General features: G+C 66.9%; 6 protein-coding genes. All 6 read left to right on the plus strand.

All coding sequences use genetic code 11. The features are described 5' to 3' along the window. Positions 1-473 precede the first annotated feature (473 nt). The 6 genes from Sm713_RS05245 (at position 474) to Sm713_RS05270 (ending at position 14,882) form a co-directional block, all read left to right on the plus strand. Positions 474-7,871, plus strand: a complete 7,398-nt coding sequence (locus Sm713_RS05245) for an RHS repeat-associated core domain-containing protein (protein ID WP_212908495.1) — start codon at positions 474-476, stop codon at positions 7,869-7,871. Between the two features lie 36 nt (positions 7,872-7,907). Then, a complete protein-coding gene (locus tag Sm713_RS05250) occupies positions 7,908-8,240 on the plus strand; it encodes a hypothetical protein (RefSeq protein ID WP_212908496.1) in 333 nt (110 codons plus the stop codon). Between the two features lie 212 nt (positions 8,241-8,452). After that, complete coding sequence (locus tag Sm713_RS05255) at positions 8,453-9,364, plus strand: Dyp-type peroxidase (RefSeq protein WP_212908497.1); 912 nt, start codon at positions 8,453-8,455, stop codon at positions 9,362-9,364. Positions 9,365-10,395: 1,031 nt separating this feature from the next. After that, entirely contained in the window at positions 10,396-12,189 is a 1,794-nt protein-coding gene (locus Sm713_RS05260; RefSeq protein ID WP_249416104.1) for a hypothetical protein, read from the plus strand. 133 nt (positions 12,190-12,322) lie between these two features. Next, the gene (locus Sm713_RS05265) at positions 12,323-13,132 is read left to right on the plus strand and encodes a transposase family protein (protein ID WP_212907842.1); all 810 of its coding nucleotides are present in this window, start codon (positions 12,323-12,325) and stop codon (positions 13,130-13,132) included. A gap of 40 nt (positions 13,133-13,172) precedes the next feature. Further along, positions 13,173-14,882, plus strand: a complete 1,710-nt coding sequence (locus Sm713_RS05270; protein ID WP_249416105.1) for a LamG domain-containing protein — start codon at positions 13,173-13,175, stop codon at positions 14,880-14,882. Positions 14,883-15,538: the final 656 nt, after the last annotated feature.

Consider the following 15,538-nt stretch of genomic DNA (forward strand, 5'->3'; position numbering starts at 1 on the left):
GCTGGCCTGACTGTGTGTGCCGCATAGCTGACCGGACAGGCAGGTGGCAGTTCCGGCCATTCCCTAGGGGATCCCTCGCACGCGTGATCGACTGTGCCTACGCTGTCACGCGTTGCGCATGAGGTGTGGTGTTCATGTATGTAGCGTGAGCTGTATGTGTGCTCTGGGGAGGGCGCGTGCGCGGGCGGAGAGAGCGGTTCGTCGGGCGTATGGGGGCTCGTCGACGAGTGGTCACAGTTGGGGCATTGGTGCTGGCCCTGGCGTGCGGTGCACTGTCGGCGCAGGCAGCGCCCCCGGTACCGACGCCTTCGGCGTCATCCCAGGCGGGTGCCGGCAGTGGATCCGATTCTCGGCCGTCGGGCAACGGAACCTCACGACCCGTCGGCCAGGGCCCCTCGGCGGTGCAGAACGACACCCAGGCCGAGGGCGGGTCTCGGTCGGAGGCGGCGAAAGACTCCGCCACGAAGAAGGTCGTGGCGCAAACGGGCACCGATCACGCGATCTACGCCTACGACGCAGCGGACCGGCTGGTCGGGGTCACCGACCCGGCGGGGGAGACGGCCCGGTACCGCTATGACGAGGTGGGCAACCGGCTCGGCGTCGACCGTTATCCGTCGAGCAAGTTGTCCGTGCTCTCTGTTGTCCCGGCGCGGGCTCCGGTCGGTGCGACCGTGACGCTGTCGGGTACGGGCTTCTCCGCCACGGCGTCCGGGGACGCGGTGTCCTTCGGCGGTGCCAAGGCGAGCGTGACGTCGGCATCGGCGACGCGTCTCGTGGTGACGGTGCCATCCGGCGCGGCCGACGGCAAGGTCTCCGTTGCCGTGGGAGGTGTTACGGCGGAGTCCACCGAGGCGTTCACCGTGGCCGCCGGAGCGCCGGTGGTCTCCAAGCTCACGCCGTCGTCGGGTGTGCCGGGCACGCAGGTGGTGCTGTCCGGTTCCGGGTTCGCGGCGAACGCGACCGACAACGTGGTTCGATTCAACGGCGGCACCAGCGCCCAACTCGTCTCCGCGACGTCGACATCCGTCACGGTGAAGGTTCCTCAGGGTGCGACGACGGGGCGGGTCGAGGTCGAGACGCCGGATGGCCGCGGGGTCTCCTCCGGGGATTTCACGGTCCCGCTGGCCGGCGACGACTTCGAGACGTCGGTGCGTACCTCGGTGACGGACGCTGAGTCTCCGTCGGTGGCGGTGACACGCTCCGGGGGCAGGGCCCAGGTGCTGTTCGACGCCGAGCGCGGTGACGACGTCGGCTTCGGGTTCACGGAGTCGTCGTTCTCCTCGTCGGTGCAGTTGACGCTGGTGGACCCGCAGGGCCGGCGAGTCGGCGACAGCACGTATGTGACGTTCTCCGGCGGTGGCGACTGGGAGGTGCGCGACCTTCCACTGTCCGGGACCTACTCCCTCGTCCTCGATCCCGGCTCGGGCAATACCGGGGCGGCGAATGTGACCGTGTCGTATCCAGCCGGTGGTGAGCTGGATCTGGCGGGTCCGGCGGAGGACACGGAGATGGTGCGGGCGGGGCAGGACGGCCGCTGGAGCTTCGACGCGGACAGCGGTGACTCGCTGAGCCTTGGCCTGGACACCGCGAACATGAGCTCGTCCGTCGACGCTCGGCTGTTAGGCCCCGACGGCCGTGAGATCTCCTACCGGTACGTATCCGAGCACTCCACGGGCGAAGTGGACGTGGACGCTTTGCCGACGACAGGCCGTTACACGGTGCTGCTCGATCCGTCGAGCGGTGGCACGGGCACGGTGCGGGTGACCGGTTCCCACTACGCGGGCGCGGGCGCTCTTTCCAGTACGGGCACGGCGGTCACCGCACAGGTCACCCGGTTCGGCCAGAACGCGGTGTCGACCTTCACGGCCTCGGCGGGCGACGATCTGTCTCTCGGTCTGACCGGCGACACCTTCTCCTCCTCCGTGGCTGTCAGCGTGCTTGCGCCGTCCGGTGCGAAGGTGGTCGACGGCTACTACCTGTCGTCGGGTTCGGCCGTCACGGTCGGTCTTCCAGATCTGCCGGAGACGGGCACGTACCGGGTAGTGGTGAACCCGCAGAACGGTGGGACCGGCAGCCTGAAGCTGACGCTGTCCCTGGACGTGGCGGCTGCGTTGGCGGTGGACGGTGCGCCGGTAACGGCGACGATGGCCCGCGCGGGTCAGCAGATCAGGGCTTCGTTCACCGCTCCTGACGCATCGCCGGCTGGCTTCGCGGTCACGGCCAACACCGTCCAGAGCGGTACCGATGTGCGGCTGGTGTCCGCCTCCGGCGGCGCGGGGAGCTACGTAGGATACCTCTCCGGCACGTCCACGTTCGTGTTCTACCTGTCAGACCTGACGCCGGGTGCCTCGTACGCGCTGGTGATGACCTCCAACACGGCGGCTACCGGTTCGATGAAGCTGTCGCTGTCGAAGCCGGTCGCTCCCATCGCGCTGTCGTCCGGCACCCCGTCCTCCACAGGCACGATCGCCCATGTGGGCCAGCAACTGGAGTTCACCTACGCTGCCGCCTCCAGTGTGGGTGCGTCCGTGGTCTTCAGCGGCACAACGTTCGCGCACGGCCCCATCCTGAGGTACTGGGAGCCGGGCGCGACGTCGGGCAGCTACGTGAGCACTCTGTCGAGCTCCACGCTGGACGTCCCGCTGCGGGCGCCGCTGGCGGCAGGCACCCATCGACTCGTGATCCAGCCGGACACGCCGGACACCGGAAGCACCAAGGCCACACTCCTGCTGGACGCGAACGGCGGCGCACTCAGTGTGGGTGGCGCGAAGAAATCCGTGACGATCGCGTCGGCAGGGCAGAACGCGCACTACACGTTCACCGGCACCAAGGGTCAGAAGCTCACGCTCGGGCTGGCCACTCCGCCCGCGGCCTGGTCCCTGTCGGTCTTCGGGCCAGACGGAAAGTGGCTGGTGGACAAGGCGTCGATGGGTGCGACCACCACTACGAAGGCGCTGCCCGCTCTGCCAGCGGACGGCACCTACACGCTGACGGTGGACCCGACTTCACTCAAGACGGGTACATACTCCCTGGGCCTCACCGCCACGGCCCTCCAAGCGACCCAGAAGGCCGTGCCCGCGCGTGCGGTTGCCGACCATGCGAGCCTGATCGCCGACCGTGCGGGCGCGATAGCCCACGGGGATACGGGTGCCAGGCATTCTGGCGCCGCCGCGCACCAACCGACTGCCGGCAAGCAATCCACCGGCAAGCACCCCGCAGGCACCGTGCCCGTCGGCCCGGATGCGTGGCGCCCCGACAAGGCCAACCTGGCGGGCGACGACTGGGTGACCCGGCGCGGCGCAGCACCGAAGTCCCCGTCGCGGCTGCGCGCCCCGCCCGGTGCCACCGCACTGACCGGCCACGTCCTCAAGCTCGACGGAAAGCCGCTGGCGAAGGTCACCGTCCGCGTCGGCAGGAAGTCTGCGCGCACGGACACCCGGGGCCGCTTCCTCCTCACGGGTATCAGCACCGACGCCACCACGCTCGTCGTCGACGGCTCGACCGCGAACACGAAGAACCGCCAGTACGGCCGCTTCGACATCCGCATACACCCCAGGGCCCACCACACCACCGACCTGGGCTTCCCGGTGTGGATGACCCCGCTGGACACCCGGCACACCGTCCACTTCGACGCCCCGGCGAAGCACAACGTCGTCCTGACGACACCTTCGATCCCCGGCCTTGAACTCCGCATCCCCAAGGGCAGCGTCGTCCGTGACGAGCACGGCAAGCCGGTCACGGAGCTCGGGATCACGGCGATCCCGATCGACCGGCCGCCGTTCCCGCTGCCGAAGAACAGCGTGGTGCCGGTGTACTTCACCGTGCAGCCCGGCGGTACGTACGTCTTCCCCAAGGGTGCGCAGGTCGTCTACCCGAACTACACGCATGCCGCGCCCGGCACGCGGGTGGAGTTCATGGCGTACGACCCAGAGGGCGAGGGCTGGCACGTCTACGGCCACGGGCAGGTGACGGCGGACGGCAAGCAGGTGGTGCCCGACGCGAAGACGCGTGTGTGGGCGTTCACCGGCGCGATGTTCAACATCAGCGACTGGCTGCCGTGGGACCTGTCCGCGGTCAAGGACGTCATCGACTGGTTGTCCGGTGACCCGGTCGACCTGGGGACCGGGTTGCTCACCGACTCCCACACCGACCTCGGCGTGGCCGACCCGCTGGGCTCGGCGGAGGTCACCCGCACCTACTGGCAGGGCGACGACAAGCCCCGCGCCTTCGGTATCGGACGGGACCTGTCCTACAACGTCTTCCTGCACTCGGAGAAGCAGTACGAGCAGGTCGACCTGTACTTGCCGGGCGGGCAGAAGGTCCACTACGTGCGCACCTCGTCCGGCACCGGCTTCAGCGACGCCGTCTTCGAGCCCACCGACACTCCCTCCCAACTGCACGGCACCAAGATCGTGTGGAACCAGGACGGCGGCGGGGAATGGAACCTCAAGTTCCGCGACGGCACGGTGTGGGTGTTCCCGCAGTACTCACCGCTCGCGGAGATCCGCGACCGGCACGGCAACGCCATCCGGCTGACCCGGGAGGGCGGCTCGGCAGGTCCGATCACCCGGATCACCACACCGGGTGGCCGGTGGGTGACCTTCACCTACGATTCGGACAAGCGCATCACACAGGCGCAGGACAACGCGGGCCGCAGCACCTCGTACACGTACGACACCGCGGGCCGGCTGAAGACGGTCACGGACACCGCGCACAAGACGAGCTCGTACACGTACGACGGCACGTCCAACAGGATCGCCACGGCGAAGGACGCCCGTGACATCACGTACATGACCAACTCGTTCGATACGGACGGGAGAGTCAAGAAGCAGACGCTCACCGACGACGCCGAGTACTCCTTCGCCTACACCAAGGACTCGGCGGGCAAAGTTACCGCGGCGGAGGTCACCGAGCCGGGCGGTGCTGTGCGGCGGGTGACGTTCGACAGCGATGGCTTCGGCACCTCGGAAACCGCCGCCTACGGCAGCGAACTGGCACGTAAAACGGTGTACGAGCGGGGCCCCTACCACCGCGTGGACGCCGTGACGGACCCGTACGGGCGCCGCACCGAGCTGTACTACGACGCCAACGGCCACGTCACGGAGTCGATCGAGCTGGCCGGCACGGCCGACGAGCGCTCCGCCGGCACGGTCGCCTTCGACGGCCCCTACGACCAGCCGACCACGGTCACGGACGCTGAGCAGCACAAGACCGTCTTCGCCTACGACGCGAACGGTGATCTGAAGACGGTCACGGACCCCGAGAACCGCGTCACCTCCTACACCTACGAGCCGGACGGCCAGGTCGAGACGGTCAAGGACGCCTCCGACGCGGTCACCCAGTACACCTACCGCTACGGCGACCTGGTCTCGGTCAAGGACGCCGAGGGCCGCGTGTCGGGCCAGTTCACGGACGCCGCCGGGCGCCCGAGCGCGGTGAGCGACGAGGCGGGTTCGGTCACACGCATCACGTACGACGCGCTCAACCAGCCGCGCGAGGTCACCGACCCGCTGGGCCACACCACCGGGTACACCTACGACGACAACGGCAACCTGCACATCCTTACCGACGCCCGCCAGCACACCACCACGTGGGACTACGACGACTCGGACCGGCCGAAGACGGTCACCGACCCGCTCGGCGCCCAGGCCTCCTTCGCCTACGACGCGGCGGGCCGTCTGAAGCAGGTGACCAACCGCTCCCACCAGGTCGGAACCGTCGACTACGACCTGCTCGGCCGGCCGAAGACCACCTCTTACGGCGTGAAGGACGACGGAACCGCGGAGTCCACGGTCGCCTACGACTACGACGACGTCGACCTGCCGAAGACGATCACCGACAGCCAGGACGGCGCGCAGTCCTTCACCTACGACGCCTACGACCGCCTGCACATCACGACAGGACCGACCGGCACGGTCACCTACGACTACGACGCGCTCGACCAGCGCAAGACCATGACCGCCGCCGGCACCACCACCAGCTACGACTACGACGACTCCGGCATCCTCAAGACCCTCACCGCCGGCACGCAGGAGATCACGTTCGGCCTGGACGCGGTCGGCCGGGAGAAGACGGCGACCCTGCCGGGCGGCATCACCCGCACCACCGGCTACGACAAGACCGGCGTCATCAAGTCGATCAGTTACGCGGGCGGCACGGGCACCGCGATCGGCGATCTGACCTACACCCGCGACGCCCGCGGGCTTCAGACCGAACTGAGTGGCTCGCTCGCCGACATAGCCCTTCCGCCGGCCGAGTCGGGCACGGTCTTCGACAACGACAACCGCATCAGCACCTACAACGGCCGCTCCTTCACCTACGACGCGAACGGCGAGCTGAAGGACGACGGCCAGCGCTCCTACACCTGGAACGCCCGCGGCCAACTCACCGGGCTGACCGGCGCCGCCGGCAGCAGCACAGGCCCGTCCGGCAGCTTCTCCTACGACCCCCTGGGTCGCCGCGCCTCGAAAACCACCGGTGATACGACGGGCAAGTACCTCACCGACGGCGGCAACCCGCTGGCCGAGCAGAACGCCACGGGCGACACCACCGCCACGACAGCGATGGGCGGTCTGGACGACTTCCTCACCCGCAGCGAGGACGGCAAGGCCCAGGTCTACCTGACCGACGCCCTCGGCAGCGTCCTCGGCCTGGCCAACACCGACGGCACGGTGGCCACCCGGTACACCTACGATCCGGGCGGCCGCACCACGACCAGCGGGGACACGGCGTCCAACCCGTACACGTTCACCGGACGCCAGGCCGACGGCACCGGCCTCCTCTACTACCGCGACCGCTACTACGACCCCGAGACCGGCCGTTTCATCTCTCAGGACCCTGCTGGACAGGCCGGTGGCGCGAACCTCTACCAGTACGCTCTGTCGTCCCCGACGACCTACACGGACCCTTCCGGCGACAACCCGCTGATCGCAGGCTGTGTGATCGGTGGCCTGATCGACGGCGGCATTGACTGGCTCACCCAGCGCCTGTCCGGCCGCAAGGTCGACTGGGGGCAGGTCGGCACGTCAGCGCTGACGGGTTGCCTGAGCGGCATGCTCGGCGAAGGCCTCGGGGCTCTCGGCGAGGGCAAGGCCGTCAGCCGGGTCGCCGACGATGTCTGCCTGCCCAACAGCTTCACCGGCGACACACCGGTATTGATGGCCGACGGCACCCGCAAGCCCATCAAGGACGTACGGGTGGGCGACAAGGTCGCCGCTACCGACCCGGAAACAGGTGAGAGCGGCCCCCGCACGGTCACCACGCTCATCAAGGGCACGGGCTCCAAACACCTGACCGAAATCACCGTCGCCACCTACGGCCCCGGCACCCCAGGCGGTTTCGGCGATGGGAAGTCCAGTACCCTCACCGCTACCGACGGCCACCCCTTCTGGGTTCCCGCCTTGCACCAATGGGTCCAGGCATCCGATCTCAAAGCGGGCCAATGGCTCCAGACCAGCGCTGGCACCTGGATCCAGATCACCGCAGTCGGCCACCGGACCCAACAGGCCACCGTCTACAACCTCACCGTCGACGGGCTCCACACGTACTATGTGCTTGCGGGTAAGGCTCCGGTACTCGTTCACAACAGCAGTTGTCCGGTCCCAATTTCGAAGGGAAGATGGGATCATGTTTGGGACCGTCATGTGAATCGGACGCGGTACCCGAACAAGAGCAAGTTCACCACCACGAGCAAGTCAAAGATCGAGAAGATGATAAATCGCGCTCTTGGTGGCGAATCCGATGATGGCGTCTACTTCTATCGATTCCCGTCATCGATTGGTGCGACGGCCGCTGGTGACCCGCAGTACTACATCAGAGTTGTTGTTCGGGATCGAAAACTTATTACAGCGTTCCCATCTGATGCTCCGTGAGGTGAGAGTTGTGGTTCTGTTCGAGGAGCTGTCGCGATGGGTGTAGATGTAGTACTGAAGCAGGTGAACCAGCCGGGAACGAGTCCGAAGCGGCGTCGCCTGACTCAAGTCGATGCTGTGCTCGACGGCTCCGATCTGTTCGCGCGCATCTGTGAGAACAGCGACCTGCCTGAGCTGAATCGAGTAGATCCCTATGGCACTCTCATTCTGACTGGGCAGGACATGCCGCAATTCATTTTTGAGGTCGATACGGTACGGCGAACCTGGACCCAAGGAGCTCCGGAACGTGACCTTTTGGATGCCATTCGGCGGCTGGCAGAGCGGTGCGCGGAAGACGTGTCGTTGGAACTTCACCTTGAGGGAGACTGATTCAGCGCCTTTATGCATGGCCGCATACCTGATCGTCTGCGGGGGGTGCCGTGAGAAGTAGGAGGAGCATGCTGGCGGCGGCTGCCGCTGTTGGGGTCGGCGGTGTGGCGTTCGCGGTGCGGGAGTCCGGAGCGCTGGCGCGGGGCTCTGCCCAGGAAGCAGGACCGTCTGCCCCGCTGCGCGGTGCCGCGCCGCTGCCACACGCGGAGGTCATGGCTCTCGACCTGACCGTTGCCGAGGCCGGTCGCCCGGCGGCCGTACGGGCGGTGGAACGGGCCGTTGACCGGGCAAACGACGACCTTCGTGTGGTGGCCTGGTTGGGCCTGGGCGTCGGGGCGATCCACGGCTCCCATCAGGCGCCCCGTCGACTCAGAGCGATGCCGGCGTTCCCGGGGGATCTGCTCGACCCGGCTCGGTCGCATGGCGACTTGCTGGTTCAGGTGACCGGTACCTCCAAAGACAAGACGGTTGACGCGACTCGGCGGATCATGAGTGCACTGCCGCAGCGGCATGTGCGCTGGCGGATAACGGGAACCCGCCCCGAAAACCGGGTGGAAGACGGGCGAGGCCTGGCGCGCAATTCTTTTGGCTTCACCGAGGGCTACGGGAATCCGGCGGGCGATTCCGCACTGGCTGAGCGAGCACTCGTCCGTGCCGATCAGGGCGAGCCGGACTGGGCCGTGGGTGGTAGTTACCAGGTCGTGCGGATCATCAGGCTCGCGGACGAACTCTGGCACCAGGACTCGCCGAGCGAGCAGGCGCGGATTGTCGGCCGGGGCAGGGACGGGCGGTGGCTGGACGGGACGCCCCGCGCGAAGCGGCCGGACTTCGCCGCTGACCCTCGGGGGAAGATCACGCCGCTGGACTCGCATGTGCGGCGTGCGGCGCCCGATCGTCGTCATCCGCCGCCGCTCGTGCGGCGCAGTTACAACTACGATCGTGGTGACAGCGATCGCGGGCTGATCTTCTCCTGCTTCCAGAGGGACCTGGCCACCGGGTTCGAAGCCGTGCAGAAGAGGCTGGCGGGCGAGGCCATGGCGAAGTACACCCTTACCGTGGGCGGCGGTTACTTCTTCGTGCCGCCGCCGGGAGACGCTTGGCTGGACGTGTTGTTCCCAGCCTGAGGGGGCTGCGTCATCGGGTGGTGGCCCCGGCGGTGCGCGGGCCCGTTCCCTCGCTGGATCAACGCTGGATGACGTCCGTCATTCGTCCGTTCTCGCAGGTGACAGCGCTGCCTTGGACGTTCCGGTTCAACGTTTAGCTCTGATCCGGTTCACCCCCTGGCGTGCTAATGCGCAGGTCAGGGGGTGTTTTCGTGGCGGCTGGACGGTGGTTGTCACACGTTGCGCCGCAACGTGTGATGGACTCGTTCTCGCAGGTCAGGGGAGTAGGCAGGCTGCCAGGGGGTGGGTTTCCGGGGTGCGACTGCTGGATCCGTGCTGGATGAACTGACGGAACGTCAGGTGTTTCCGCTCGTGCTCTGCCACGATGCCGGCGCCTCTTCTTGCCTGGCGTAGGCCCCGTAACGGCGGCACATGGCCCGGGTTGGGGCTTGCCGGTTGGTCAGCTTTCTCCGTGTTGTGGTCGTGAGGCCGGCGATGCCTTGTCGATGTCGTGTCGGGACGGACCGCAGCGAGAGGTGTGGGGTTGGGGTCGTCCGTGCGATCCCGCCTCGGTCTTGGTGGCGGTGGTTCGTCGATCTGGGTTGAGGGCTGAGTCACTTCTTGTCTGGAGTAGGTCACTGGCTTGCTTGGATCGTCGCCTCACCGGACGTCAGGTGAATCTGTGGCGTTCAATGTCTTGCATGCAGATGAACGAATCGCTCCTTTGCTTGGTTATGGTTATCTGATGACCCGATCTTGAGGTGTTGGGTGAGCCTCGATCGATGTGGCCATGCCAAAATCCTCAATCGCCAAGCGATTGTGATGAGTTCGTCAAAGACTTGGGGAGAGTCGTGGGGGATTCGGGTGGAAGACGTGTGCGCCCGTTATGTGTGGCCTGGCTTGCCGCGGTCGTACTGCTGATCCAACCCGTCTCGGTGGCAGCTGCCACAGGTACGGCCGGCGCTGAGGTGCGGGACGGGGGCTCCACCGCCACCCCCTCGCTGTCACCGGAGGCGGCCGCTTCGCAGAAGGCTGTGGAGACCGGGTCGCCCGTGGAGGTTGTCGGCGACCGTACGGAGTATGCGACGACGTATGCCAACGCGGACGGCACGACGTTCACGCTGGATCAGTCGGCCGTGCCGGTACGGGTGCGCGCGGGTGATGGCTCGTGGGTAACCCCGGACCCGACGCTGAAGGTCCGTGCGGACGGTTCGGTGGGTCCGACGGCTTCCGTGGTGGATCTTGCATTCTCCCCTGGTGGTGATGGCTCGGGACTGGTGGAGATCGCCAGGAACGGCACGTCGCTTTGGCTGGGCTGGCCCGGAACCTTGCCGAAGCCGACGCTGGACGGAGCGAGCGCGACGTACGTCGATGTGCTTCCGGGCGTGGACTTGCGGATGGCGGCGACGACCGAAGGCTTCCGTGACCTGCTCGTCGTCAAGACTCCCGCCGCGGCGACCAACCCGGCGTTACAGAAGGTCGCTTTCTCTCTGCGGACGGAGGCGCTGACGGTCGCGCCGACCAGCGGTGGCGGAATGACGGCCGTCGACGACAACGCGCGCTCGGTCTTCACGGCTCCGGCCGCCATGATGTGGGATTCGCAGGGCGACGCGTCCACGACCGGTACGGGCAGCACGTCGGCGCGGACGACTGGGTCCGTCCAGGGTTCCGAGCCATCGCCGTCCCCGGCGTCCACCACCGATCCTTCGAGCGGCACGCCGGACGATCCGACAGCGGGACCCGGCGAGGGTGATGCGTCGGCGATGCTGCCTGTGCAGGTCACCTCGGATTCGCTGGCGCTGATACCGGATGCGGACCTGCTCGGAAACAGCGACAGCAGTGCGTTCCCCGTCTACATCGACCCGACCGTCGGCCTGGATCAGACGGCCCACACGTATCTGCGATCGGACGGAGTGTCCGATTTCAACTGGGGTAACGGTAGTGACAACGAGGGCAAGGGCATGGGCCACTGCTCCTCGTGGAACGGCTACTACTGCGGTCCCGGGTACACGGAGCGGCTGTATTTCCAGTTCTCGCCCAGCGGCCTGGCCGGTAAGAAGGTGCTGTCCGCGACGTTCCGGGCCACCGAGAGCTGGTCGTTCACATGTGATGCGCGATGGGTGGACCTGGATCGCACCAGCAACATCTCGTCGTCCACGACATGGTCAAGGCGTCCCTCGTATCTGGGGACGGTGGCCAGCCGCTCCGTCTCGGCCGGGCGGGGCTCGCGGTGCAATCCGTCGCAGCCGGCGGCGCCGATCGAGTTCACCGGTTCGAGTCTGACGTCCGCGGTCGGGAACCTGGCGGCGGGGAAGTTCTCCCGGCTGACGCTGATGCTGATCGCCCGGGACGAGACGGACACCAGCGCATGGAAGCGGTTCCGTGACGACGCTGTGTTGTCGACGACCTATGTGGGTCTGCCGGGTGTGCCGACGAAGGCGGGCATTGTCCAGGGCAGCGGGATCAGCTGCGCGACGAATTCCGGTGATCCGGATGTGATCGGCGATCCGACTCCGAGCCTGACCGCGACGGTGTGGACGGCCACGGGCGGCGGCAGCGGCGCGAGCCTGCGCGCCCACTTCTATGTGCAGCAGAAGAATAGCGACGGCAGTTGGTCAGTGGCGACCGAGCCGGTGCGGCCCACCAGCGGGTACGTCGGCAACGGTGTCGTGCTTACCTATCCGTCCCCGATCACGCTGTCCGAGGGGCCTTTGTACCGGCTGGCGGTGTTCAGTCGTTCGTACTACGACAGTGGCGGCAGCTATCTGGAGTCGCACAGCACGGTGACGACCAAGGGCTGGTGCTATTTCAAGGTGGACACCACTGAGGTTTTCTCAGAGAAATGATCTTCGCGAAGCGTTGTGAACCGCTCGCCTCGGGGTGGATCGGACGAACTCATCCTGGTCGTGAGCAGACGTAAAGCCCCTGGTAGGACAGGTCTCACCACAAGAACTCGTCCGACCCACCAGAGGCTTCACGTTGGTCACCTATGTTGCCACGCTCGATGTTCCGCGCCATGTCGTGGATCACCTTTCACGACTGCTGGCCGCCCACCGGCGACGGTTGGGCACTCCGCGGGGGTCGCGGGCGCTGGGTCCGTTCCGTCAGGCCGTGCTGGTGCTGCGCTGGTTCCGCGAGCAGGCGTGCGTGCACTGTCTGGCCCGCGACGCCGGGGTCTCCCAGGCCACCGGCTACCGCTACCTCCACGAAGGCATCGACGCGCTGGCCGCCCAAGCCCCCGACTTGCACGACGTCCTGAACCGCTGCCGGCGGGAAGGAATGACGCACGTGATTTTGGACGGCACACTCATCGAGTCCGACCGTCTCGCCGGCGTCCGCGACAACGGCAACGACCTGTGGTTCAGCCAGAAGCACAAGGCGTTCGGCGGCAACGTGCAGTTCCTGTCCTCCCCGAACGGCACCCCGCTGTGGGTCTCCGATGTCGAGCCCGGCTCCACCCCCGACATCACAGCGGCCCGTATCCACGTCCTGCCCGTTCTGTACAAGGCCGCCGCCGACGGTTTGCCGACTCTTGCCGACAAGGGTTACATCGGCGCCGGAATCGGCATCCACATCCCGGTGCGCCGCCCCCAGGGTAGATCTGAGCAAGCCCTCCACACCGATACCCGAACCACGAACACCCTGATCAGAGATCTGCGCGCCCTCGGCGAACGCGCAGCCGCCGAACTCAAGGAACGCTGGCGCGCGCTCAAGAAGGTCTCGCTCAGTCCCAGCCGGATCGGCGACATCGCCCGTGCCGCACTCGTCCTCAACGGAATCTTGAAATGATCTTCGTTGAGAAAACCTCACTGCCCCGAAGAAGCCCACGGTGACCTTCGGCGCTCCGTACTCCGAGTGCTTGCCTGACGTGTGTGACGCCGCCGGTGGTCCGGGCACGGTGGGGCACTTCACCTTCGCCCCGCATACGGGGGACAGCAACAACACCGCCTACGAGTACAAGCTGGCGACCTCCACGTCCTGGTCCGCACCCATCTCCGGTTCGACGGTGTCTGTGTCGATCACGCCACGGCTCGCGGGTACGCAGCAGGTTCAGGTCCGCGCTCAGGACAGTGCGGGACGCTGGGGCGAGGCGGAGGTCAAGCAGTTCAATGTCGCCGAGGGGCAGGCGGCGATCGGCCGCTGGCACTTCGACGACGGGGCGCCGGCCTCGGGGGTGACCACGGCTGCCGACACGGCGACAGAGGGCGGCACCCGCTACCCCGCGACGCTGCATACCACGGGGGCGGGTTGGTCGTCGCTGGCGCGCCGGGGTGAGGGGGACCGTTCGCTGTGGCTGAACGACACCTCTGATACGGCGAGTCAGTCCGGCTATGCGGCTACGGCAGCTCCTGTCGTCAACACGCAGTCGTCGTTCACGGTTTCGGCGTGGGCGTATCTGGCGGATGGGTCGGACTTCCGTACGGTCGTGTCGGAGACAGGAAGTGACGGCTCCGGATTCGCTCTGTACTACTCGCCGAGTGTGCAGCGGTGGGTGTTCTTGTGGAGCTGGTCCGAGAACGGTGTCCGTAAGTATCTGGGTGCGAACGCTGATGCGGCCGGTGTGCCGTTGAAGGTGTGGACACATCTGACCGGCGTGTATGACGCCCAGGCCCGGACGATCTCCCTGTACGTCAACGGGCGTCTTCAGGGATCGCCCGTCGCGCTGCCCGATACTGCGAAAGCAACGACGTCCAACGGAACTTTGCAGTTCGGGCGGGCCAGCTTCACTCCGGGTACCTACGAGGACTACTGGCGGGGCCGGGTCGATGAGGCGGCTGTGTGGCAGCGGGCGTTGCCGGATGAGGAGATCGCCAGTGAGGACGGGCTGCCGGACGCCGACCACGAAGCGGGTGTCGAGCTGATGGGTGCCTGGAATCCGGACGGTGCCAGTGGCACGTTGCTGGCGGACTCCACGTCCGGGTACGGCCGGGCGCTCTCTCTGGCCGGCGGGGCCTCGCTGGACGGCTCGGCGATCGTCTTGAATGGGACCGACGGCGCGGCCACCACGTCGGGTCCGGTGGTGGACGACACGGCCTCGTTCACCGCTACCACTCTGGTGGACGTGGACAGCAACGCCCTGCTGACGAAGCCGGTCGGCTATACGGCGCAAGTCGTCGGCCAGCGTGGTGCGGACGGTTCCGCCTGGGGCTTCTGGTACCAGCTGACGGGTACGGACATCGACCCTGGCACGGATACCACCGTCCCCGTCGGCAACTGGTATTTCGGCCGGTTGAACACCGATGGCAGTTTCGACGGTGTGGTCTCCGACGAGGCCGCGGTGCTGGGTAGTCCGGTGCGGATGACGGGCACGTACGACGCCCCGTCCGGCACGATCCACTTCTACCTCGGGCCTGACGAGAACGGTGCTGACGGCACCCACCCGTACGCAGCGGTGGGTGGGTCCGGCGAGTTCGCGGCCGGTAAGGGTTACGTCGGTGGCGCGTGGGGTCACTATCTGCCCGGCGCTGTCTCCGATATCCGACTCTGGGCCGGAGCCATGGTCGACCAGAAGCAGATCATCGACATCATCGGCGACTGACCTGACCCGCGTGAGGTCTCCGGGTGAGGCGGAGTTGGACAACCTCATCCGGTCAGAACCCCACCTTTCCCTTTGTCCCTTCTTTGATTCCTTGGCACGCGCAGGCGGCCGGCGGCGGTCGCGGGAGGCTAGTCATGAGTTCCGGCATGAAGGCTCGTTGGATCGGCAGCGCTCTGACCCACGGCGCTTGGTTGCCGTGGCGTGCACCTGCACAGAAGCGGGTTGTACGACGTCGCCGGCGAGCGTCGGTTGTCGCGGTACTGTGTATGGCCCTCGTCATCCCGGCGGGTCTGGGGGCGCCGTCGGCTTACGCTGCCGTTGGCGGCCTGGGCAAGCCGCCCCTGCCCAAGCAACGGGGTGACAAGGTTCACCCATATGCTGGCTTAGGGGCTGAGAAGGTCCGTGAACAGGTGGCGAGAACCATGGCCGTCAACGCCGCCCAAGCCCGGCGCGCACGGGACCAACAGCGCTCTGTCTGGCCCACTGCCGCAGCGGCCACCGCACGGATACCAGGACAGGGCGCGGCAAAACTGACTGCTGGAGGAGTGCCTGTCTCCGTCGCTTCTGGTCCGGAGACGAACGCGGTTACCGGCCAGGTTCAGGTGCGGGTTCTCGACCAACAGCAGGCTCATGCGGCCGGCATCAAGGGTGTGCTG

Source organism: Streptomyces sp. TS71-3 (genome assembly GCF_018327685.1).
GTDB lineage: Bacteria > Actinomycetota > Actinomycetes > Streptomycetales > Streptomycetaceae > Streptomyces.